This is a genomic window from Mesorhizobium qingshengii (genome assembly GCF_027563465.1).
In the GTDB taxonomy this organism is placed as follows: Bacteria; Pseudomonadota; Alphaproteobacteria; order Rhizobiales; family Rhizobiaceae; genus Mesorhizobium; species Mesorhizobium qingshengii_A.
Genome location: NZ_JAPFQA010000007.1, coordinates 106644 through 128444, shown reverse-complemented (window position 1 = coordinate 128444; position 21801 = coordinate 106644). Strand labels below are relative to the sequence as shown.

The 21801-nt window shown below is 65.1% G+C and carries 24 protein-coding genes and 1 tRNA gene; 10 read left to right on the top strand and 15 right to left on the bottom strand.

The window, feature by feature from the left end:
- The first annotated feature begins 13 nt into the window (after positions 1-13).
- Complete coding sequence (locus OOJ09_RS17555) at positions 14-1075, top strand: SDR family oxidoreductase (RefSeq protein WP_269906384.1); 1062 nt, start codon at positions 14-16, stop codon at positions 1073-1075.
- A 21-nt stretch (positions 1076-1096) separates the two neighbouring features.
- On the opposite strand, the gene OOJ09_RS17550 is transcribed toward OOJ09_RS17555, so the two are convergent.
- Complete coding sequence (locus OOJ09_RS17550; protein ID WP_269906383.1) at positions 1097-1987, bottom strand: SDR family oxidoreductase; 891 nt, start codon at positions 1985-1987, stop codon at positions 1097-1099.
- A gap of 134 nt (positions 1988-2121) precedes the next feature.
- On the opposite strand from OOJ09_RS17550, the gene OOJ09_RS17545 reads away from it, so the two are divergent.
- Positions 2122-2532: a winged helix-turn-helix transcriptional regulator gene (locus OOJ09_RS17545; RefSeq protein WP_269906382.1), complete on the top strand. Its 411-nt coding sequence runs from the start codon at positions 2122-2124 to the stop codon at positions 2530-2532.
- A gap of 134 nt (positions 2533-2666) precedes the next feature.
- Positions 2667-3851, top strand: a complete 1185-nt coding sequence (locus OOJ09_RS17540; protein ID WP_269906381.1) for an FAD-dependent oxidoreductase — start codon at positions 2667-2669, stop codon at positions 3849-3851.
- Here the strand turns inward: OOJ09_RS17540 and OOJ09_RS17535 are convergent.
- Complete coding sequence (locus OOJ09_RS17535; protein ID WP_269906380.1) at positions 3799-4527, bottom strand: glutathione S-transferase family protein; 729 nt, start codon at positions 4525-4527, stop codon at positions 3799-3801. The genes OOJ09_RS17540 and OOJ09_RS17535 overlap by 53 nt on opposite strands.
- Before the next feature lies 1 nt (position 4528).
- On the bottom strand, positions 4529-4834 hold the full coding sequence (locus tag OOJ09_RS17530; RefSeq protein WP_269906379.1) for a Rieske (2Fe-2S) protein: 306 nt from the start codon (positions 4832-4834) through the stop codon (positions 4529-4531).
- 99 nt (positions 4835-4933) lie between these two features.
- Between OOJ09_RS17530 and OOJ09_RS17525 the strand changes: the two genes are divergently transcribed.
- The 3 genes from OOJ09_RS17525 (at position 4934) to ilvC (ending at position 7245) form a co-directional block, all read left to right on the top strand.
- The gene (locus tag OOJ09_RS17525; protein WP_269906378.1) at positions 4934-5392 is read left to right on the top strand and encodes a MarR family winged helix-turn-helix transcriptional regulator; all 459 of its coding nucleotides are present in this window, start codon (positions 4934-4936) and stop codon (positions 5390-5392) included.
- A gap of 83 nt (positions 5393-5475) precedes the next feature.
- Entirely contained in the window at positions 5476-6207 is a 732-nt protein-coding gene (locus tag OOJ09_RS17520; protein WP_420107518.1) for a TetR/AcrR family transcriptional regulator, read from the top strand.
- An 18-nt stretch (positions 6208-6225) separates the two neighbouring features.
- Positions 6226-7245, top strand: coding sequence for a ketol-acid reductoisomerase (ilvC, locus tag OOJ09_RS17515; protein WP_269906376.1), 1020 nt, complete (start codon positions 6226-6228; stop codon positions 7243-7245).
- A 99-nt stretch (positions 7246-7344) separates the two neighbouring features.
- On the opposite strand, the gene OOJ09_RS17510 is transcribed toward ilvC, so the two are convergent.
- Positions 7345-7908, bottom strand: coding sequence for a BA14K family protein (locus OOJ09_RS17510; RefSeq protein ID WP_269906375.1), 564 nt, complete (start codon positions 7906-7908; stop codon positions 7345-7347).
- 189 nt (positions 7909-8097) lie between these two features.
- On the opposite strand from OOJ09_RS17510, the gene OOJ09_RS17505 reads away from it, so the two are divergent.
- Entirely contained in the window at positions 8098-9210 is a 1113-nt protein-coding gene (locus OOJ09_RS17505) for an endonuclease/exonuclease/phosphatase family protein (protein WP_269906374.1), read from the top strand.
- 7 nt (positions 9211-9217) lie between these two features.
- Positions 9218-9934 (top strand): hypothetical protein, encoded by a 717-nt coding sequence (locus OOJ09_RS17500; RefSeq protein WP_269906373.1) that lies wholly within the window; start codon positions 9218-9220, stop codon positions 9932-9934.
- A gap of 211 nt (positions 9935-10145) precedes the next feature.
- Here OOJ09_RS17500 and OOJ09_RS17495 read toward each other — a convergent pair whose 3' ends face one another.
- The 3 genes from OOJ09_RS17495 to OOJ09_RS17485 all read right to left on the bottom strand — a co-directional run bounded on the left by OOJ09_RS17495 (position 10146) and on the right by OOJ09_RS17485 (position 13465).
- The gene (locus tag OOJ09_RS17495) at positions 10146-11363 is read right to left on the bottom strand and encodes an ABC transporter permease (protein WP_269906372.1); all 1218 of its coding nucleotides are present in this window, start codon (positions 11361-11363) and stop codon (positions 10146-10148) included.
- A 94-nt stretch (positions 11364-11457) separates the two neighbouring features.
- Entirely contained in the window at positions 11458-12171 is a 714-nt protein-coding gene (locus OOJ09_RS17490) for an ABC transporter ATP-binding protein (RefSeq protein ID WP_269906371.1), read from the bottom strand.
- Between the two features lie 4 nt (positions 12172-12175).
- Positions 12176-13465 (bottom strand): efflux RND transporter periplasmic adaptor subunit, encoded by a 1290-nt coding sequence (locus tag OOJ09_RS17485; protein WP_269906370.1) that lies wholly within the window; start codon positions 13463-13465, stop codon positions 12176-12178.
- A gap of 101 nt (positions 13466-13566) precedes the next feature.
- Here OOJ09_RS17485 and OOJ09_RS17480 point away from each other — a divergent pair, with 101 nt between their 5' ends.
- Together OOJ09_RS17480 and OOJ09_RS17475 are read left to right on the top strand one after the other, a co-directional pair.
- Positions 13567-14475: a PhzF family phenazine biosynthesis protein gene (locus tag OOJ09_RS17480; RefSeq protein WP_269906369.1), complete on the top strand. Its 909-nt coding sequence runs from the start codon at positions 13567-13569 to the stop codon at positions 14473-14475.
- 106 nt (positions 14476-14581) lie between these two features.
- A tRNA-Lys gene (locus OOJ09_RS17475) sits at positions 14582-14657 on the top strand.
- Between the two features lie 180 nt (positions 14658-14837).
- On the opposite strand, the gene OOJ09_RS17470 is transcribed toward OOJ09_RS17475, so the two are convergent.
- The 8 genes from OOJ09_RS17470 to cbiE form a co-directional block, all read right to left on the bottom strand.
- Positions 14838-15170 carry a hypothetical protein gene (locus OOJ09_RS17470; protein WP_269906368.1) on the bottom strand — a complete coding sequence of 111 codons (333 nt, stop codon included), beginning with the start codon at positions 15168-15170 and terminating at the stop codon, positions 14838-14840.
- A 247-nt stretch (positions 15171-15417) separates the two neighbouring features.
- Positions 15418-16428: a nicotinate-nucleotide--dimethylbenzimidazole phosphoribosyltransferase gene (gene cobT, locus OOJ09_RS17465; RefSeq protein ID WP_269906367.1), complete on the bottom strand. Its 1011-nt coding sequence runs from the start codon at positions 16426-16428 to the stop codon at positions 15418-15420.
- A gap of 39 nt (positions 16429-16467) precedes the next feature.
- Positions 16468-17241 carry an adenosylcobinamide-GDP ribazoletransferase gene (cobS, locus tag OOJ09_RS17460; RefSeq protein ID WP_420107521.1) on the bottom strand — a complete coding sequence of 258 codons (774 nt, stop codon included), beginning with the start codon at positions 17239-17241 and terminating at the stop codon, positions 16468-16470.
- Positions 17242-17289: 48 nt separating this feature from the next.
- On the bottom strand, positions 17290-18603 hold the full coding sequence (locus OOJ09_RS17455) for a cobyrinate a,c-diamide synthase (protein WP_269906365.1): 1314 nt from the start codon (positions 18601-18603) through the stop codon (positions 17290-17292).
- Positions 18600-19418, bottom strand: a complete 819-nt coding sequence (cobA, locus tag OOJ09_RS17450) for a uroporphyrinogen-III C-methyltransferase (protein WP_269906364.1) — start codon at positions 19416-19418, stop codon at positions 18600-18602. The genes OOJ09_RS17455 and cobA overlap by 4 nt, the downstream gene beginning before the upstream one ends.
- Entirely contained in the window at positions 19415-20179 is a 765-nt protein-coding gene (cobM, locus tag OOJ09_RS17445; protein ID WP_269906363.1) for a precorrin-4 C(11)-methyltransferase, read from the bottom strand. The genes cobA and cobM overlap by 4 nt, the downstream gene beginning before the upstream one ends.
- Positions 20176-20562, bottom strand: a complete 387-nt coding sequence (locus tag OOJ09_RS17440; RefSeq protein WP_269906362.1) for a cobalamin biosynthesis protein — start codon at positions 20560-20562, stop codon at positions 20176-20178. The genes cobM and OOJ09_RS17440 overlap by 4 nt, the downstream gene beginning before the upstream one ends.
- The gene (cbiE, locus tag OOJ09_RS17435) at positions 20559-21800 is read right to left on the bottom strand and encodes a precorrin-6y C5,15-methyltransferase (decarboxylating) subunit CbiE (protein WP_269906361.1); all 1242 of its coding nucleotides are present in this window, start codon (positions 21798-21800) and stop codon (positions 20559-20561) included. Before cbiE ends, OOJ09_RS17440 begins: the two co-directional genes overlap by 4 nt.
- Position 21801 lies beyond the last annotated feature (1 nt).

Sequence of the window (21801 nt, the reverse complement as noted above, 5' to 3'; positions counted from 1 at the left end):
CGAGGAGGCGGGAATGAGTGGCGAATTGGTGCTTGTCACCGGCGGATCCGGCTTCCTTGGCGCTCATTGTATTCTCGACCTGCTGAAGGCCGGCTACCGCGTGCGCACGACCGTGCGGTCCGCCAAGCGTGAAGCCGATGTGCTCGCCATGCTCAAGGCCGGCGGCGCTGAGCCCGGAGCGGTACCCTCGTTCGCCATCGCCGATCTCATGGCCGATGCCGGCTGGCCGCGAGCCGTCGCCGGCTGCGACTATGTCCTGCATGTCGCCTCGCCCTTTCCACCCGGTGTTCCGAAGCATGAAGATGAATTGATCATACCGGCCCGCGAGGGCGCGCTGCGGGTGTTGCGGTCGGCGCGGGACGCAGGGGTGAAGCGCGTCGTGCTCACCTCGTCCTTCGCGGCCATCGGCTATGGCAGGCTGCCGAGTGGCGGCAGGCCGTTCACCGAGGAGAACTGGACCGATCCGGCGGGCAAGGTCAGCGCATACGTGAAATCGAAGACCCTGGCAGAGCGCGCGGCGTGGGATTTCATTGCCGCAGAGGGCGGGGCGCTGGAGCTTGCGGTCGTCAATCCGGTCGGTATCTTCGGACCGGTTCTGGGGGCCGACCATTCGACCTCCACCGAATTCATCCAGCGCATGATGGACGGCGCCATGCCTGGCTTGCCGCGCCTGTCCTTCGGCGTCGTCGACGTGCGCGACGTGGTGGATCTGCATCTGCGCGCGATGACCAACCCCGCCGCCAGGGGCGAACGGTTCCTGGCGGTTGCCGGTGACTTCATGACCGTGCGGGAGATGGCCGAAACCTTGAGGGCACGGCTGGGCGATGCGGCGGCGCGCGTCTCGACGAGGATGCTTCCCGACTGGCTGGTCCGCTTCGTCGGGCTGTTCAGCGCGGAAGCCGCGCAGATCGTGCCGGAACTGGGCAAGGCCAAGAACGCCAGCAACGAGAAGGCGGTGCGCATGCTCGGCTGGGCACCGCGACCACGCGAAGATGCGCTGGTTGCAACTGGCGAAAGCTTGATCGGGCTTGGATTGCTGAAGACATCGAAGCAACGCGGCGGGAAGCCGAGATAGGGCTCCCCGCCGCGCCGATCGTCAGGCAGCCAAAGCGGCCTTGTTGGTCTCCAGGAACTGCTTCAGCGACACCGATTTGCGGCCGGAGAGCTTTTCCACGGAGTCCGTTACCATGCCAAGGCCACCGACCCGCGTGGCGGCGTCGAACGACACGAGAAGCCGGGCGATGGGTTCGGGAAGGCCGGCCGACTTCATCCCCTCGGTCAATGCTTCGTCGGAAAGCTGGATGACCTGGATGGGCTTGCCGGTGACTTCGGTGACCAGCGCCGCGACCTCATCGACAGTGTAGGCCTTGGGGCCAGTCAGCGTGTAGGTCTTGCTGTCGTCGGCGCCGGAGGCGAGCCCGGCGGCGATCGCCGCCGCCAGGTCGTCGCGCGCGCCATAGGAAATGCGGCCATCGCCCGCCGACGTATACCAGTGACCCGACGCCAGGGTCTGCGGCAGGGACATGAACAGGTTCTCGTCATACCAGCTGTTGCGGAAGATCGTATGGGGGATGCCGCTCGCCTTGATCGCCTGTTCGGTGCCGTGGTGGTCGGGCGCAAAAAGGACCGGCGAACCGGGCTCGGGGTCGGGCATCGAGGTGTAGAGCAGATGGGCGACGCCTGCCTGTTTCGCCGCAGCGACCGCAGCGAGCTGCTGCTCGCGCCGCTTTCCCTGGATCGCCAGTTCGTTGGTCGAAATGATGAGCACCCGGTCGGCGCCCTGAAAGGCCTCGGCGAGCGAAGCCGGATCGTCGAAGTCGGCCGCCCGAACGGTGACACCGCGCGCTGCCAGGTCGGCAAGGTTGGCCGGCGTGCGGGTGGTGGCGATGATCCGCGCCGCCGGCACCTTGAATGTGTCCAGCAGGTGGTTGATGACGCTGCGGCCAAGCTGGCCGGAAGCGCCGGTGACGAGGAGAGTTTTGCTCATTGGTGATCCTGGCATGGGTCGGAGGGAAGGGGCAGGTGCTGGTCTCAAAAAGAGACCAGCACTAAAATAGGAATTGACCCCTGGCCGTAAAGAAGGCAGTTTTTCGGGAGGTAGGCACAGGCAAGGAACCATCCGTGGACAACACGATCGTCAATCTGAGATCCAAGCTCGAGATCTACAAAGCCATGAGCGATGGCGGAAACCTTGCCGATTGCCCGGTTCGCGATGTGATGCAGGGTCTCAGCGGCAAATGGAGTTCGCTTTTGATGGGGGCCCTGGCCGAGCAGCCATATCGCTTCGGCGAGTTGCGGCGGCTGGTGCCCGACATTTCGCAGCGCATGCTCACCCAGACGCTCCACGATTTGCAGCGCGACGGCTATGTGCATCGCGAGGTGTTCCCGACCAAGCCGCCGAGCGTCGAGTACAGTCTAACCGACCTCGGGCGGTCGATGTTCGGCGCCTTGCACCAGCTGATCCTGTGGGCCGAACTCAACCATGACGCGGTGCGCGAGGCGCGTGCCGGTTTTGATGCCGCCCAGGTTTGAACGGCGGCTAGTGCCAAGGGAGGCGGCTTGATTTAGTCCGGCCGCTGAAGGATTGTCCCGACCAATCCGGCTTTGGGGGCTTTGGCATTTCCTACGATATCGCAATTGCGGGCGCCGGGCCGGCAGGGCTGGCGATGGCGCTCTATCTCAGGCGTGCCGGGCATCGGGTCACCGTGTTCGAGCGCTTCGAGGAGCCGAAGCCGGTCGGCTCCGGGTTGATCCTGCAGCCGACCGGGCTGACGGTGCTGGCCGATCTCGGCCTGCTCGATGACATACTGGCGCTGGGCAGCCGCATCGATCGGCTGCATGGCGCCGACGCCACGACCGGCCGCACCGTGCTCGATGTCCGCTATGACGCCCAGCGCGGTCGCCGTTTTGGCCTGGCTGTGCACCGGGCGGCCTTGTTCGGCGTGCTCTTTCGCGCCGCACAGCGCGAAGCGGTCACCATTGAAACCGGCGTGGAGATCGAGACCGCGGAAACCGGCGAACGGGCGAGCCTGATCCGGAGCGACGGGCGAAGGGCGGGGCCGTTCGACCTGGTCGTCGACGCCAGCGGCTCGCGCTCGAAACTGCGGCAGTGCGCGGGCAATGCCGGCGCGCCGCGTCCACTCACCTATGGCGCGTTCTGGGCGTCGCTCGGCTGGCGTGGCGACGGCTTCGACGAGCATGCGTTGCTGCAGCGCTACGACCGGGCCAGCGTGATGATCGGCGTGCTGCCGATCGGCCGGCCGGAGCCGGGCGCCGAAAAGATGGCGGCCTTCTTCTGGAGCCTCAAGCCGGCGGACGCCGACGCGGTGCGCGCCCGGGGCCTCGGGGCCTGGAAGGAGAGGGTGGTCCGGCTGTGGCCGCGGAGTGAGGCGTTCACCAGCCAGATCGACAGTTTCGACCAGCTTTCGCTGGCACGCTACGGCCACCACACGATGAGGCGCCCGATAGGCCGGCGGCTGGCCGTCATCGGCGACGCCGCGCATTCGACCAGCCCGCAACTTGGGCAAGGGGCGAACATGGCGCTGCTCGACGCTGCGGCGCTCAGCCATGCGCTGGCGCGGACGGACAGTGTCGAAGCGGCGCTCGAAGCCTATGCGGCAGCGCGGCGCTGGCATGTGCGTGTCTTCCAGGCGCTGTCGCTGGCATTCACGCCATTCTACCAGTCGGACTCCGTGGCGCTGCCCTTCATCCGTGACAGGCTGGTGGCGACGGTGGCGAAAATCCCGCCGGCGCCACAGTTTCTCGCCTCGATGGTGGCCGGAACCGTGATCGATCCGTTCAGGCGGATTGGGCTTGCCGAAGCGCGGTGGCCGGATCGTTTTGGCGGATGAGGTTCGAAAGGCAGGACCCCTTCGCCCGCAGAAAGGCGTGCAGGCGCTGCGGATAGTCCGGCGCCACGGCGTGCCTGATCGACGGGCGTCCGCTCAACGCCTGGCGCCAGGCGTTGACAAGCGGCTTGCCATCCAGAATGCCGAAATCGCCGATCCGGTCGAAAGCGTCGAAGTAGCGGAAGACCGGTCCGTAAACCGCGTCGACGAGCGAGAAGCGCTCGCCGGCGAACCATGGTCCGTTCCGTTCGGATTCCGCCAGCTCGGCCTCAAGGCGACCGAACATCGCCGAAAGACACTCGCTTTCCGCAAGGAAGCCAGCCTCGGTCGAGGCGGAATAGAACCGGCCGATGGCGTTGAGGGTGGCCGAGCCGAACTCGATCCAGGCGCGATGCCGGGCGCGGCCGTAAGGATCGGCAGGGTGGAGGGGGTTGGTTTGTGTTTCCTCTAGGAATTCGAGGATGACCGCGGACTCGAAGATTGCCGTCTCCTCGCCATTTCGCTTCACACGCAGCAGCGGCACCTTGCCGAGCGGCGAGATCGCCTTGAACCAGTCCGGCTTGTCGGCGAGGTCGATGTCGACGCGCTCGAACGGCACGCCTTTCTCTGCCAGCGAGATCGCCGCGCGCTGGACATAGGGGCAGAGATGGTGACTGACGAGAATGAGCTTGTAGGCCATCTCACTCTCCCCAGACATAATTCAACGCGCCGTCCTCGACGCGTGTCGACAGGAACATCAGGCGAGAACCCTTTGGCGCCGGACCGTCGAGCCGATCACCGCTTGCCATGTCGAAGGAGGCGCCGTGCCACTGGCAGACCAGCCTGCCGTCCTTGCAGTCGAGCGGTCCGCCGAAATGCAGACAGACATTGGCGGCGGCTCGGATGCGCTCGCCGCTGCGCCAGACATGGATCTCACGGCCGAAGAACGACGCGATCATGCTGCCCGTTGGTGGAATGTCGTCAACCTTGCAGATTTCATGTTTCATGGGATTCGCCTTCCAGGTTAATGCAATTGCATCTATATAGATGCGGATGCATTAATCGTCAAGCTTGATGCATTTGCATCTATCGCATAGGATGCAGTCATGACAGAGCAAGCCATACCTTCGCCCGAAGCCATCAAGGCCTGGGCCCGCCTGATGCGGGTTTCGCGCCATCTGGTGGAGAGCGCCGAAGAGGCGTTGAAGAAGGGTGGCCTGCCGCCGCTTGCCTGGTACGACGTGCTGCATGAACTGGCCGAAGCGGGCGAGGGCGGGCTGCGGCCATTCCAGTTGATCGAGCGCACCCTGTTTGCGCAGTACAATATCTCCCGGCTGCTGGCGCGGCTCGAGGCCGACGGGCTGGTCGAGAAACTGCCGGTGGCCGATGACGGCCGCGGTCAGACCATCCGCATCACGGCCAAGGGTCGCGACACGCGCCGTCGGATGTGGTCCGTCTATGGACGGTCGATCGCCGAACTGGTCGGCGCCAAACTCTCGGCGGATGAGCTGGGCATGATGTCGGCGCTGCTTGGCCGGCTGCGCCATCCGCCTGCCAGCGATTGAGCAAACTCGCCGCACGGCATTGTGCGGCTGCTTCGAGATATTTTTCAGTGCGACCTCTTGCGCCAATCATCGGATTGCGCAATATGCCGAACCGTAACGTACGGTACGGCTGCCGTTTGCCCCGCGCTGCCGCCACCATCAAACGGGAACAAAGCGTGTTGCTGGCAAACGCCGACATCGACAACAGCCAGGCGCTGACGGAGCGGCAGAAGGCCGTTCTGGATGCGGCGTTGCGGTTGCTGGTCGAGGAGGGCGATCACCTGACCATGACCGCCGTGGCGCGCCGCGCGAGCTGTTCCAAGGAAACCCTCTACAAATGGTTCGGCGACCGTGACGGGCTGCTGACGGCGACGGTCCAGTGGCAAGCCTCGAAAGTGCGGGTGGCTCCGGTCGACGGCAAGGGGCTCGATCTTGCCTCGCTGACGGCAAGCCTCGAGCGCTTCGCCTCGGACTGGCTGAAGGTGATTTCGAGCGACACCTCGATCGCGCTCAACCGCGTGGCCGTCAGCCATGCCGGATCGGGCAAGGACGATCTCGGCGCCGTCGTGCTGGAGAATGGCCGTTTCGCGCTGGCGAAACGGCTGAAGCCGGTGCTTGAGGCAGGCCGGCAGGCCGGGCTTCTCGATTTCGCGGATGCCGAGACGGCGTTCCGTACCTTTTTCGGGCTGGTCGCCCGCGACGTGCAGATCCGTCTGCTGCTTGGCGACCGGCTGGAATTGACTGAGGCGGCGATTGGCGGCGATGCCGCACGGGCGACGCAGCAGTTTCTCGCTCTTCATGGAGCAAAACCGGGCCGCAAGGCCTCTGATTCATAAAACGGGAAGGAAGACAAAATGCGTGTCTATTACGATCGTGATGCCGATCTCAACCTGATCAAGGGCAAGAAGGTCGCCATCATCGGCTATGGCAGCCAGGGCAGGGCGCATGCGCTCAACCTCAAGGATTCCGGCGTCAAGGACATCGCCATCGGCCTCAAGGCTGGTTCGGCGACCGCCAAGAAGGTCGAGGCCGACGGGCTCAAGGTGATGAGCGTGGCCGACGCCGCCAAATGGGCCGACTTGATGATGATGGCGACGCCCGACGAACTGCAGGCAGACATCTACAAGAACGAGATCGCGCCGAACATCCGCGACGGCGCGGCGATCGCCTTCGCGCACGGCCTCAACGTGCATTTCGGCCTGATCGAGCCAAAGGCTTCGGTCGATGTCGTCATGATCGCGCCAAAGGGTCCGGGCCACACGGTGCGCGGCGAATACCAGAAGGGTGGCGGCGTGCCGTGCCTGGTCGCCGTCAACCAGGACGCCTCGGGCAACGCACTTGATCTGGCTCTGTCCTATGCCTGCGGCGTCGGCGGTGGCCGTTCGGGCATCATCGAGACCAATTTCCGCGAGGAATGCGAGACCGATCTGTTCGGCGAGCAGGTGGTGCTGTGCGGCGGCCTGGTCGAACTGATCCGCGCCGGGTTCGAGACGCTGGTGGAAGCCGGCTATGCACCGGAAATGGCCTATTTCGAATGCCTGCACGAGGTCAAGCTGATCGTCGACCTGATCTATGAAGGCGGCATCGCCAACATGAACTATTCGATCTCGAACACCGCCGAATGGGGCGAGTATGTCTCGGGCCCGCGCATCATCACCGCCGAGACCAAGGCCGAGATGAAGCGCGTGCTGAAGGATATCCAGACCGGCAAGTTCACCTCGGAGTGGATGCAGGAATACCGCGCCGGCATGTCTCGGTTCAAGGGCATCCGCCGCATGAACGACAGCCACCAGATCGAGGAAGTCGGCGCCAAGCTGCGCGCGATGATGCCGTGGATTTCGAAGAACAAGCTGGTCGACAAGGCCAAGAACTGACCGAAATCCAGAGGCTCGAAGCCAGTAGCTTCGAACAGCAGAATCAAAAACGGCGCCACGTGGCGCCGTTTTTTCATTGTGTCTCAGCTACGGGATAGCTCAGCTATAGGGCGACCAGCATTGCTGGCGCGGGCCGTTGTAAGGCTGGAACGTGTTGTCCCAGGCGCGATACGAGCGGTAGCGGTTGTAGCACCACTGGACATGGGCGCTCGAAAGCCGGCCCGCGCGGTAGTAGCGGCGCGGCGGCGGCGCGTCGTAGTAATCGTAGTTGTTGTACATGCTGCCAAGGCCAAGCCCGAGGCCAAGGCCCAGGATCGCGGCGTCCGCACCATCATCATAGTAGCGGTCGTGATAGTGGCGGTGACGCCAACGCCAGTTGCCTCCACCGTTCCAGTTTCCGCCGTTCCAGTTTCCACCGTTCCAGTGCCGGTTTCCATTCCAATGGCCCGACCGGCGCCATCTCCAATTCTCGTTGTAGAGCTGGCGGTCATTGCCGCCCGCCCAACTGTCGCGGACTGGCGTGATCGTCGGCGCCGCCGTGCTTGTGGGAATCGACAGGTCCGGCTGCAGGATCGGGCCGGCCGCCGACGGTGCCGTGATGCCCGAGAGGATGCCGAGCGCTATCAGCCCGGATTTGACCGAGGAAGAAAAGAGCGAATTCATTGCACTCTCCAAGAGATACAGGCCCCACGCCAACCTTGGGAATGGGGCCAATGTGGACCTTTGCGTCTGAACGGCGGATGAACGGAAAGGTTCCGTCAACCATGGCGCGTGCGCCGTCAGGACCAATCGATATCGACAGGTGGTCCTGCGACCTTGTTTTCTCCCGCGCTTGTGGGCAAAGGTCAGGACATGTCGCTGCGCCTCGCCACCTTCAATGTCGAGAACCTGATGAGCAGGTTCGATTTTTCCGGGTATCGCAACCAGCTCAACGAGGATCGCACGCTGGCGCTTTTCGATATCCAGAGCGAAGCCGAATACAAGATGCTGGAGCAGGCCCGCGCCATCGCGCAGTCCGACGACACGCGCCAGCTGACGGCGCTGGCGATCGCGGCGACCCGCGCCGACATCATCTGCATGCAGGAGGTCGACAATATCGAGGCGCTGAAGGCCTTCGAATACGGCTATCTGTTCAAGATGGTGGGGGAGGGTTACCGGCAGAAATACACCACTGCCGGCAACGATTCGCGTGGCATCGATGTGGCCGTGATGATGCGCGCCGAGACCGCGCGGGGCCAGCCGATCGAATTCGTGCGCATGACCAGCCACGCCTATGTCACCTTCGAGCAGTTCGGCCTGCATACGCCGGAGCTGGAAGCTCTTGGCAATCAAGCCAATGAGCGCATCTTCCGCCGCGACTGCCTGGAAATCGATGTGACTGTCGGCGGCGTGCCGCTGACGCTCTATCTCGTGCATTTCAAATCGATGGGCTCGCCGCGCAACGGGCTCGACGGACGCGAGGCGACGATGCCGCTGCGCATCGCCGAGGCGCAAGCGGTGCGCCGCATCATCGAGGAGCGCTTCGGCAAGGATCATGCAGCCGACAAAAGCTGGGCGATCTGCGGCGACATGAACGATTATCGGCAGCGCGTGAAGATCGCCGGCGATGCCGTCGACGGCTACCGCTTCGAGGTGGTCGATGAAAACCAGTCCTGCATCAACGTGCTGACGGCCGGTGGCTTCTGCGAGAACGTCGTCGAGCGGCGGCCGGAAATGAACCGCTGGAGCTTCTACCACACGCGTGGACCGGAAGAGCGGCACCTGTGCCAACTCGACTACATCCTGCTCTCCAAGGGGCTGGCGGAGAAAAACGCCACGGCCATTCCCGACATCATTCGCAACGGCCAGCCCTGGCGCACCATCTTTCCGCCGGGCCAGGAGGTGGAGCGCTTTCCGCGCGCCGGCTGGGACCGGCCGAAGGCATCCGACCACTGCCCGGTGGCGATCACCCTGGACATGGCTTGACACGCTCATGCGCTTCGATCTGCCGCGCAATGTCATCCTGCCGGTCGACGCCGTCGACGTCCGGCTCGATCCTGGCCCGCACCCCTTCGCGCTGGATAACGCCGAGGCGATCGCCGAGAACTGGCAGCGCGAGATATCAGCCAATCCGGCGCTGTTCGACGGCACGGTGGTGCTGCTGTCGCAACTCGCCTGGCGCGACAATAGCCTCGTCGGGCGCTGCCACGCGGTCAACTACTCCACGTTCATGCTATGGCGTAAGCGGCGCGAGAATTCGGGCGCCGAGCATGCCTATGCCCATGCCATGCTGGTGGCCGGCGACAACGCGCTGGTGGCGATCCGCATGGGGCCCCACACGGTCAATGCCGGTCGCGTCTACTTCGCCGCCGGCTCGTTCGAGCCGATCGATTTCCGCGATGGGCTGGTCGATGTCGATTTCAACATGATCCGTGAAGTGCGCGAAGAGACCGGCCTGGACCTGTCGATTGCTGAACGCGGCCATCGCTATCACGCTTTGTCGACGAACAGCGGCACGGTGATCTTCCGCCGCTATCATGAGCCGGCGCCAGCCGACGAGATCGCCCGGCGTATCTCGGCCTTTGTCGCGGCCGAGACCGATCCGGAGATCGAGGGGCCGGTGATCATCCGCCATGCCGCCGACCTGCCGGACGGGCTGTCGGCGCACATGAAGCCGCTGATCGAGTGGCATTTCGCGGGCAAGGGTTAGCGGCGCGCCTTGTTCTGCGCCGCCTTGCGATCGTTGCGGGCAAGGACAGCTTCGATGATCCCCATCACCAGGATCAGTCGCGTCATCACGCCATTCCTCGATCGGAGATGCCTTGCCCTGACACCGCGAAACCGCAGCGCGACAGTGGAGGCAGGGCGGAAACGTCAAAAGTTGTGCAAAATCAGATCGGGTGCCGGATGCAGGGCCTGTCCTACTCGTGGCGCAGCGCGTCGATCGGATCGAGCCTGGCGCCGCGCAGCGCCGGGAAGAAGCCGAACACCATGCCGATCAGCGCCGAAAAACCGACGGCGAGCAGGATGACCGCCGGGCTCGGCGCGAACGGGATGGTCAGTGTCACCGAGGCGAGGCCGGCCAGCGCCAGGCCGATCAGGATGCCGATGATGCCGCCGAGCAGCGACAGCACCGTCGCCTCGACCAGGAACTGGATGAGGATGTGCTTTTCATGCGCGCCGATGGCCAGCCTGATGCCGATCTCGCGGGTGCGCTCGGTGACCGACACCAGCATGATGTTCATGATGCCGATGCCGCCGACCAGCAGGCTGACGCCGGCGACCGCGCCCAGCATGCCGGTCATGGTGGCGGTGGCGCTGGCCATGGCGTCGGCGATCTGGGTCATGTCGCGAATGGCGAAATCGCTTTCGCGGTCGGGCGTGATGCGGCGCGCATCGCGCAAAATGTCCTCGACGCGTGGCTGCAGTTCGCTGGTCGGCGTGCGGTCGTCGGCGGCGATGTAGATGCTGTCGATGTCGCGGTTGCCGGCGATGCGGCGCTGATAGGCGTGCAGCGGCATCAGCACGACATTGTCCTGGTCCTGGCCGAAGCCGGTATAGCCCTTGGGCTCGAGCAGGCCGACGATCTTGCAGGAGGTTCGGTTGACGCGGATGATCTCGCCCTCGGGGTCGCCGGCGCCGAAGAATTGTTGACGCACCGTTTCGCCGATCAGGCACACGCCGGTGCCCGAGCGGGTTTCGGAATCGCTGAACGGGCGGCCGGATACCAGCTTCCAGTCGCGCGCATCGAGATAGGCGCTGTCGGTGCCGGTGACGCCCGAGGTCAGGCTCTCGGTGCCGAAGATGACACGAACCTGTTTCTGCGAGGCCGGCGAGATGGCACGCGCGCCGGTGAGATGCGCAACCAGCGCCGCAAGATCCTTCTCGGCCAGTGGACGCACCACCTGTTCGAGCCCGCCCGGGCCACCGGGACCGGCCGGGCGGCCGGAACGGACGACCAGGAGGTTGCTGCCGAGCTTGGAGATGTCGGCCTTGACCTTTTCGGTGGTGCCGGAGCCGATGGTGAGCATGGCAATGACGGCGGCGACGCCGATGACGATGCCGAGCAATGTCAGGAACGAGCGCAGCACGTTGCGGCGGATCGAGCGGAGCGAGAGGCGGACGGTTTCCCAGATCATGGTCAGAGCCCTCCATCCCGATAGAACCGGGATGGGGCTCTATTTTCCGGTTTGGCCATGATCTTCTCCGAAGACCGGAGTCCACTTTTCGGGGTCATGGCTGGGCCACTTCCAGCTTCGCGGTGTCCGAGGCGACGCGGCCGTCGACGAAGCGGATGGTGCGCTTGGCATATTCGGCGACATCGGCCTCGTGGGTGACCATGGTGATGGTCAGGCCTAGCTCCTCGTTCAGCTTCGTCAGCAGTTCCATGATTTCATGGGTGCGGGCGGTGTCGAGATTGCCGGTCGGCTCGTCGGCGACGAGCAGCGTCGGTCTTGTGACGATGGCGCGTGCGATCGCCACGCGCTGCTGCTGGCCGCCGGACAACTCGGCTGGCGTATGGTGCTCGCGGCCGACAAGGCCGACCTGGGCCAGCGCCTGCATGGCGAGGTCGCGGCGCTCGCGGCTGGCCACGCCACGATAGATCAGCGGCAGCTCGACATTCTCCGCGGCGGTGGTGCGGGCCAGCAGATTGTAGCCCTGGAAGACGAAACCGACATAGAGGTTGCGCAGCATTGCGCGGCGGTTGCGGTCGAGCCGGCCGGCATCGATGCCCATGAAGGAGTAGGTTCCGGCCGTCGGCGTGTCGAGGCAGCCGATGATGTTCATTGCCGTCGACTTGCCGGAGCCGGACGGGCCCATGATGGCGACGAATTCGCCACGCCTTATGGCAAGGTCGACGCCGGCCAGCGCATGGATCCGAGCCTCGCCCTGACCATAACTCTTCCAGACCTTGTCGAAGGTGATGAGGTGCGCGCCCGAAGCCACGGCCTCAGCTCCGCTGCTGCGACGCGGTGATGACCTGAGCGCCTTCCTCCAGGCCCGAGGTGATCTCGGTCAGTTCGCCGTCGGTCGAGCCGATCTTGACGTTGACCGGACGGGGCCGACCGTTCTCCAGCACGTAGAGCGTGCGCGAGCCGTCGGTGGGCGGCGCGACTTGGCGCTGGCGATTGCCGCCTGGACGACCCATGCGGCCGGTGAACAGGTCGCTCAGGCTCCACGCGCGGGCGACAGGCGCCGCGGGCCGGTAGCGGAAGGCGGTGGCCGGGACGGTGAGCACACCCTTGGCCTGCCGGGTGACGACCGAAACGGTCGCGGTCATGCCGGGCCGCAACAACAGCTCGTTGTTGTCGACCTCGAGCCGCGCGTTGTAGGTGACGACGCCATCGGTGGTGACCGAGGCATAGGAGATGTCGCGGATCTCGGCATCGAACGGCCGCTCCGGGAAGGCGTCGACGGTGAAGCGGGCATGCTGGCCGGTCTTCACCGCGCCGATGTCGGCCTCGTCGATCGCCGCCACCAGTTCCATGTTCCTCAGGTCGGCGGCGATGATGAACAGCACCGGCGCCTGCAGCGACGACGCGACCGTCTGGCCGGGGTCGACCGAGCGCGTCAGCACGATGCCGTCGATCGGCGCATAGATGGTGCTGTTGGCGAGGTCGGTCTGCTGCGATTTCAGATCGGCATTGGCGATGGCGAGATTGGCCCAGGCGCTGTCGAGGGCCGCCTTGGAACGGTCGCGCGTCGCGGTCGCCGCTTCGAGCGACTGGTCGGTCGCCATGCCGCGCCTGGTCAATGCCGCCGCGCGGACAAGCGCGCTTTCGTTCTCGGCAAGCGTTACCGTGGCGTCCTCGACATTGGCGGCCGCCGCCTTGGCGGACGCCTGCGCCCGCTCGATCTGGACCTGCAGCTTGGTGGTGTCGAGTGCGGCCAGCACATCGCCCTTCCTGACCTGCTGGTTCTCCTCGACGGATACCGAACGGATAATGCCCGAGAGCTGGCTGGAAATATCGACCTGGGTGAGGGGCTGCAGCGTGCCTGTCGCGGACACCTGGACAGTGAGGTCGGCCTTGGCGGCCGGCACTGTGGTGTAGTCGATCCTGGTGGGCGAGCCAGCATACCACTGATAGACGCCGAGGCCGGCGGCGAGCACGATCAGCACCAGTAGCGCATAGAGCCAGCCACGCCGGCGCGACTTGCGCAAACCTTGTCTGTCAAGTCCGAGCGCGGTCTCGATGGCGGAATCCGATTCCGTCTTTGGCAGATTGACAATCTGGTCCACGCCGGACCCCTATAATGCGCAGTGTCCCTATCTGTGCACAGATCAGGCTTACTGGTTCGAATATCAAATTAAATTTCGCCCATGTTTGGATTGAGGCAGGAATGAAAACCCGAAACTACTTGCTTTACGATGTGTTTACGACCGAGCGGCTGGCAGGCAATCCGCTGGCCGTCGTGCTGGATTGCAAAGGCCTGGACACGCGCGCCATGCAGGCAATCGCGCGCGAATTCAACCTGTCCGAATCCGTCTTCGTGCTGCCACCGGACAATCCCAAGCATAAAAACCGCATCCGCATCTTCACGCCCGACTATGAAATGCCGTTCGCCGGCCATCCGACCGTCGGATCGGCGATCGCATTGGCCGAACTGGCCGAAGAGGGCGGCGCCGGCATCTTCGTATTGGAGGAGAACATTGGCCCGGTGCGCTGTGCCGTCAGCAAGCACGATGGCGCCACCTTCGCCGAGTTCGATCTGGCCAAATTGCCGGAGCCGTTGAAGCTCGAGGCCGATCCGCAGGCGATTGGCGCGGCCCTTGGCCTGGCGCCGCACGAAATCGGCTTCGAGAATCACCGCGTCGCGTTCTGGTCGGCGGGCGTGCCCTATGTGACCATCCCGGTTGCCAATCTCGAGGCGGCGGGCCGCATTCGGCTGGACAACCAGGCCTGGTCGGAACTGGCGCCGCGCAAGAGCGACTGGGCCTTCGCCAGCCCCTATGTCTATTGCCGCGAGACGGTGAACCACGAAAGCGCATTCCATGTGCGCATGATCGTGCCGGGCACGCCTTCCTATGAGGACCCGGCGACCGGCTCGGCGGCTGCCGCCTTTGCCGGCGCCATCATGCATTTCGATGGCCCGACCGACGGCATTTCGCAGCTGTGGATCGAGCAGGGGCTGGAGATGGGCCGGCCGTCGCGCATCCGCCTCGAACTGAATGTCGAAGGCGGAAAACTGGCCTCGGCGCGCATTGGCGGCAACGCGGTCAAGGTGGCGGAAGGCAAGCTGTTCGTCTGATCGCAAGCGGGGTTTGTCGATTTGTCGGGAAATGATTCCGGCAGGGCTGGACAGGACCGATGGTGGCGGCTATATGCCCGCCAACGCCGGTTTCTGCCGGCCGAGTGGGTGCGTAGCTCAGTTGGTAGAGCAGCTGACTCTTAATCAGCGGGTCCACAGTTCAATCCTGTGCGCACCCACCATTTTTCCGCTGATATTTTCCTTTTCTCGTGTGCGGCGAGCCTTCGCGGCGAAATGAGCCGCTAGGGGCTACGAGGCGGAGCGATCGCCAATTGGGCCGCTTCTCTTAGCGCCAAGCCCAACTGGCGAATGCCGGATCAGACCGCTGCTGCCAACGCTACACCAAGTGACAGTGATGTCCGCTACGCTTGGACGAATTGTTCGATGTCATCCAAAACGGTGATGGTTACAACTATGTCCAGCGGGCTGTTCCAGTCGACGTGAAGAAGGAATTCAACGCCCCCTGCTTCAACGCCAGCTCGGCCGTGGGGCCCAACATTGGTCACGTAGACATTGGCCAGGCCAAGGTTAGGGCGCCCGAGTGTCTTGGGTCCGCCGCCAAGGCCACCGAAGGCAGGTGTAAATTCCGCAGCTGTTATGATTACCGTGGAGTCCAGATTGATTGGATCCCAATTGAAATTCTTGCGAATTGTACCATGTTGACCCCTGTAGAGGATTCGAATTGAGCGAGCCATGTCTTCCTCCTTCTTTATTACTATTTCCATGATAAAAATAGTGACTCAATGTAATTGGCATGGTTGTTGTATTTGATATGTGAAGTAAATCACAAATCATGAACAATTCTTGCTGATTGTCGCGGCGCTTCGTTTGGCTGGTCCATGTCCATGGATCAGCCTCGTCGTCAAATCAGACGATCTCAGGAGCCAGTTACCAGAACCGGAGATTTGACTGAAGGGCAGGCCATGCCGATGGGCTGTCTCGTTACTTCTCCGAAACGCCAGCCTCGGCAAAACTTGCCATACGGGCATGGCACTCCAGCGCCGAGCGGACGATGTTGACGGCGAGGCAGGCGCCGGAGCCTTCGCCGAGCCGCATGCCGAGATCGAGCAGCGGCGGCAGGCCGAGGGCTTCGAGCAAGCCGCGATGACCCGATTCGGCCGAGACGTGGGCAGCGATCGTGTGGGCGAGGCCGGCCGGGTGCAGCCTGGCCAGCGGCGCGGCGGCGGCGGTGCAGACGAAGCCGTCTAGCAGAACTGGCACGCCCAGATGGCGGGCTGCGAGGGTGGCGCCGAAGATGGCGGCGAGTTCGCGTCCGCCGAGTGCCGCAGCAACGCCCAGCGGATCGGCAAGGGCGGCGGCGTGGCGCTTCAGGCCGGCCTCGATGGCGACCACCTTGCGCCTCAGGCCGGCGTCATCGACCCCGGTGCCGCGCCCGGTCCATTTTTCCGCACCGCCGCCGAACAGGGCGGCTGAAATGGCAGCCGCCGGCGTGGTGTTGCCGATGCCCATCTCGCCGAAGCAGATGAGGTCGAGCTCCTTGGTCACCGCGTCGTAGCCAGCCGAGACGGCGGCAAGAAAGGCGCTGTCATCCATTGCCGGCACTTGCGTGAAGTCGCCCGTGGGATGATCGAGGTCGAGCGGGATGACGTCGAGTTCGGCGCCGGCGATGCGGGCAAGCTGGTTGATGGCGGCGCCGCCACCGGCGAAATTCGCCACCATCTGCACGGTGACTTCCGAAGGATAGGCCGATACGCCTTGCGCGGTGACGCCATGGTTGCCGGCGAAGACGAAGACCTTCACCCGGTCGAGCCTGGGCATATCGCGGCCCTGCCAGCGCGCCAGCCATGCGGCGATTGTTTCCAGCCGGCCGAGGCTGCCTTGCGGCTTGGTCAGCGTGTCCTGGCGGCGAGCGACCGCATTGGCGGCGGCATCGCTGCCGGCGGGCAGGTCGAGGCAGGCGGCGCGCAGTTCATCGAGTGATTTGAAGGGCATGGGGGCAAAGTCTCCGAAAGGGAATCAGGACAAAGGGAATCAAGAAAGGGCTACGGAAGCGACGAGCAGCACGGCGATTTCGCTCACCTGCTGCAAGGCGCCGATCGTGTCGCCGGTCTGGCCGCCGATCTGGGTGAGGCAAAGGGCGCGGAAGGCGGCAAACAGCAGGCCAAGCAGGATGAGCGCGAAAACCGCACCACCGAGCCCCAGCAGGAGGAGCGGGATCGCACCGAGCACAGCGCCAGCGATAGCGGTTTCAGCAGAGACGGCGCCGGCGCCGGCAGAGAGGCCTTCGGACCGCGCGGGGGGCAAGAGATGCATGAAGGCGCCTAGCACGCCGCGCGAGGCCGCGTGTGCGGCCACGAGGGCGAACAGCGCCTGTGTGGGGTCGACGAATTCCGAAAGCGCGCTCCAGCGGATCAGCAGCGACAGGGCCAGCGCCGCGGCACCATAGGCGCCGATGCGGCTGTCGCGCATGATCTCGAGTTTGCGGCCGCGCGAGTTGCCGCCGCCGAAACCGTCCGCGACATCGGAAAGACCGTCTTCATGCAGGCAGCCGGTGGTGAGCAGAGTTGCCGCAAGGGCAAGGGCGGCCGCCGGGCCCATGGCAAGGCCAAACCTCTCCGCCGTGGCATAGACGATCGCGCCGATCAGCCCGATGGCGAGGCCAGCGACCGGTGCGGCCCAGATCGCGGCGGCAAGGCTGCGGCCGCGAAAATCGAAGACGGGCAACGGCAGGCGGGTGAAGAAGACCAGGCAGAGCGCGATATCATCGAGGATATGCCTGGGCGAAAGGCTCATGTTCTGGAACATGAGCCGGATTTTTTCCGAAAACCGATTGCCACTTTTCGGGATCATGCTCTAGCCCCTCGCAATGGCGTGGAAGAAGGTGCCGCTGACATGGCCACGCCGGTAGCCGGAGGCACCGATCGGATTGCCCTGGCCATCGGCCAGGTCGGCCAGCGGGTCGTCGTTCCCAGTGCCGGTCATCTGCGCATAGTGGAATTCGTGGCCGCGGATCAGTGCACCTTGCGCACCGAGCGGGCAATCGGCACGCAGCCGTGCCTCGCGATAACCAAGATTCATTTTTCGTTTGGCAAAGCTGGTGGAATGGCCGAGCAGGCCGAGCATCTTGTGCGTCTCGGAAGCCGCATCCTCCAGCGCTTCGCCGAGTACCATGAAGCCACCGCACTCGCCATGGATGGGCTTCGCCGCGGCGAAACTTGCCATACCGGTTTTGAAAGTCTCGGCTGCCGCAAGGCGGCCTGCATGAAGCTCTGGATAGCCGCCCGGCAGCCAGCAGACATCGCAGTCCTCGTCCGGTGCCTCGTTGGCGAGCGGCGAGAACGGGACGATCTCGGCGCCGGCCTTGCGCCAATAGGCCGCGACATGCGGATAGAGAAAGGTGAAGGCGGCATCCTCGGCCAGGGCAATCCGCTGGCCGGGCGGCGCCAGGGCATAGTCGAAGCCGCCGGGCGCCGGGGTGAGGGGGCTCGCCAGGGACATGATGGCGTCGAGGTCGAGTGATTTTTCGGCCATGTCGGCCAGCCGGTCGAGATGCGCCATCAGGTCATCATATTCGCCGGCCTGGACGAGGCCCAGGTGGCGCTCGGGCAGGTTCAGCGAAGGATCGCGCAGGATGGCGCCGACGACCGGCAGGCCGAGCGCCTCGATGGCGTCGCCCGAGAGCCGGCGGTGGCGCTCGCTGCCCAGCCGGTTGAGCACCACGCCGGCCATGCGGACGTCCGGATCGTAGGTGGCAAAGCCCTTGGCGACGGCCGCCGCCGTGGTCGACTGGCCGGAAACATCAAGCACCAGCAGCACCGGCAGGCCGTAGAGCCGGGCGAGATCGGCGGCGGAGCCGGTGCGCCCCGGCGCGGCCGGAATGCCGTCGAACAGGCCCATGGCGCTTTCGAGGATGACGAAATCCGTATCGTCGGCCGCCTGCGCGGCGAGCGCGTTGAGCAGCGACGGCGGCATCGCCCAGCTGTCGAGATTGACGCCGGAAAGCCCCGTGGCGGCGGTGTGGAAACCGGGATCGATATAATCCGGGCCGGATTTGGCGCCGCGCACTTTCAGGCCGCGCCGGGTGAGCGCGCGCAAGATGCCGATGGTGACGCTGGTCTTGCCCGAGCCGGAGCGCGGCGCGCCGATGATGATGGCACGGGCCGTCATGCCTGCCCCGCCAGTGCCGCGCGCATGGCAACGATGCCGCCGACGACAATCAGCGCCGGCGAGGCCAGCCCGGCTGCTGCTGCTTGCTCGGCAATGGTTGCGAGCGTGGCGACGACGGTTCGTTCCTGCGGCGTCGTCGCGGCGACGATCACCGCCGCCGGCGTCGATGGCGCCAAGCCGCCATCGAGCAGGGCGGCGGCGATCAGGGGCAAATTGGCCATGCCCATATAGACCACGACAGGCTGGCCGGTGCGGGCGATTGCGCCCCAGTCGATGTCGTCATCGGTGCCGGCGGCATGGCCGGTGGCCAGGATCACCGCCTTGTTGATGCCGCGCATGGTGGCCGGGATGCCGGTGGCGGCGAGCGCGCTGAGGCCCGAGGTCAGGCCGGGCAGGACGCGGAACGGGATATTTTCGCGCGCCAGCGCCAGGGCTTCTTCGCCGCCACGGCCGAAAATATAGGGATCGCCACCCTTCAGCCTGACGACGCGGCGGCCGTCGCGCGCCAGCCGCACCAGCAGTGCGGTGATGTCGTCCTGTTTCATCGACGGTTTGCCGCCGCGCTTGCCGGCAAAGAAAAGCTCTGCATTCCCGGCGACGGCGACGACATCGGGGGAGACCAGCGCGTCGTAGACCAGCGCATCAGCCTCGGCCAAGGCTGCCAGCACTTCCAGGGTCAGGCAGCCTGGGTCGCCGGGGCCGGCGCCGGCCAGCCAGACATGGCCCGGCTCGAGCCGGCGCGGCTTGAAGTTCAGCCGGGCGAGCGCCTGTTCGAGCGTGGCGTTCTCGCCGTTTTTTTTGATACCGCCGCTCACAATCCGTCCCGTCCGCGAAAACGCCGCTGGTAGTGGGCGTCGTACAATGAACTCTCGCCAAAACCCTCCGCCGCCAGCGAGCGGCCGACGAAGATGATCGCTGTGCGCTCCATCGGATCGGCGGCGAGCTGCGCCTCGATGGTCGCAAGTGTTCCGGTCAGCACGCGCTCGTCCGGCCAGGAGGCGCGAAAGACGATCGCCACCGGGCAATCGTCGCCATAGAACGGCGTCAGCTCGGCGACGACGCGATCAATGGCGTGGATGGCCAGATGAATGGCAAGCGTGGCGCCGGTGCGGCCGAAACCGGCCAGCGTCTCGCCAGGCGGCATCTTTGACGCGCGGCCGGAAATGCGGGTCAGCACCAGGCTCTGCGCCACTTCGGGGATGGTCAGTTCGCGCCGAAGCGCCGCTGCTGCCGCGGCGAAGGAGGGCACGCCCGGCGTCAGCGTGTAGGGAATGCCATGCTTTTCCAGCCGGCGGATCTGCTCGGCAACGGCGCTCCACACCGACAGGTCGCCGGAATGCAGGCGCGCCACATCATGGCCGGCTCGGTGAGCGTCGAGATACGCGGCCTCGATCTCGTCCAGCGACATCGGCGCGGTGTCGATCAGTTTGGTTCCCGGCGCGCAGTGCTGCAAAAGCTCGGGCGCGACGATCGAACCGGCATGGAGGCAGACCGGGCAGCTTGCCAGCAGCTTCGCGCCGCGCAACGTGATGAGGTCGGCCGCGCCCGGACCGGCGCCGATGAAATGAACGGTCATGGCGCATCTCCGCTGATGGCGATGGCGCAGGTGACCGGACCGAGCACCGTGCGGGGGCCGAGCAGCCTGGCGCCTTTGCCGGCAACGGCAAGGGCGGATGCCTCGGAAACCGATGGTGTTCCGGACAAATCCTGCGACAGGCTGGAGCGGCTGATTGTGGCTGATGCGGAAGCCGCGATCGCGGCCGCATCGGCGACGATGACCGGCAGATCGAGCTGATGTCCGGCGGCAAGGATGGCCTTTTCGTCCTGTTTCAGAGGAACGGTCGCCAAGGCAGACAGCGCCGTCATCGTCAGGCCATGCGCTTCGACAGCGGTTTCTATCGCCGCAAGCACGTCCTCGACGCTCACGCCCTTTCGGCTGCCGATGCCCGCGACCATCATGGCTTCACCCAGCTCCATTGCGTGACCGGCATCGCCGGCCGCCATGCCTGCATCGTGCCGACCGGTGAAGCGCGGGATATGTTTATGCGGATGAGATCGCCGCCCAGCGAGACATGGCGGGCAAGAAGCAAGGTTTCCATCTCCAGCGTCACCGCGTTGGCGACGAGGCGACCGCCAGTACGCAAAGCCTTGATGGCGGCGTTCAACACGCCGGCATCGCTGCCGCCGCCGCCGATGAAGATCGCGTCCGGCGTGTCCAGCCTGGCAAGCGCCTTGGGCGCGCTGCCTTCCACCACGACGAGACCGGGAACGCCACAAGCGGCGGCGTTGCGGCCAATGCGGGCGGCGCGCGTGGGGTCGGCTTCGATGGCGATGGCGCGCATCGAGGGATGGGCAAGCATCCATTCGATGCCGATGGAGCCGGAGCCGGCACCGATGTCCCACAACAGTTCGCCGCGCCTCGGCGCCAGCGCCGACAGGGTGACGGCGCGGACTTCGCGTTTGGTGATTTGGCCGTCATGGTCAAACAAGTGGTCGGCAAGGCCGGACGCCAGCGGCAGAATGCGAGCATCCGGACCGGATTCAATTTCGATGGCCAGAACGTTGAGCGGATTGATGTTTCCGAGATCGAAGGCGTCGGCGCTGGCCGAGCGCTGATTCTCGTTCGGCCCGCCCAAAGCCTCCAGAACCGTCAGTCGCGACGCGCCGAAGTCGAGTTCGGCGAGCAGGTGGGCGATTGCCGCCGGTGCTTCCGCATCCGACGTCAGCGCCAGGATGCGTGCGTTCGGCTGCAGCAGCGGCCGGATCAGGTCGAGCGGCCGGCCATGCAGCGAGACGGTCTCGATGTCCTGCAGCGCCCAGCCCAGTCGCGCGGCGGCCAGCGAAACGGCCGACGGTGCGGGAATGACACGCATCTGCCGCGGCTTGACCTTGCGGGCGAGGGTAGCGCCGACGCCATGGAAGAACGGATCGCCGGAGGCGAGTACGCAGACGCGCCTGCCGGCAAGCGCCAGCACGTCAGCCATCCCGGCATCGAAGGGAACCGGCCAGGGGCGCGGCTCGCCCTTGGCGAAGGAAGCGACGAGGGCCAGGTGCCGCTTGCCGCCGAAGATGACTTCCGCCTTGGCAATCAGTTGCTTGGCCTCGTCGCCGAGACCCGCTAAACCGTCCTCGCCGATGCCGACGACCGTCAGCCATCGTGAGTTGAATTTGGCACCGCGCGGACCCTCAGCAGGCATG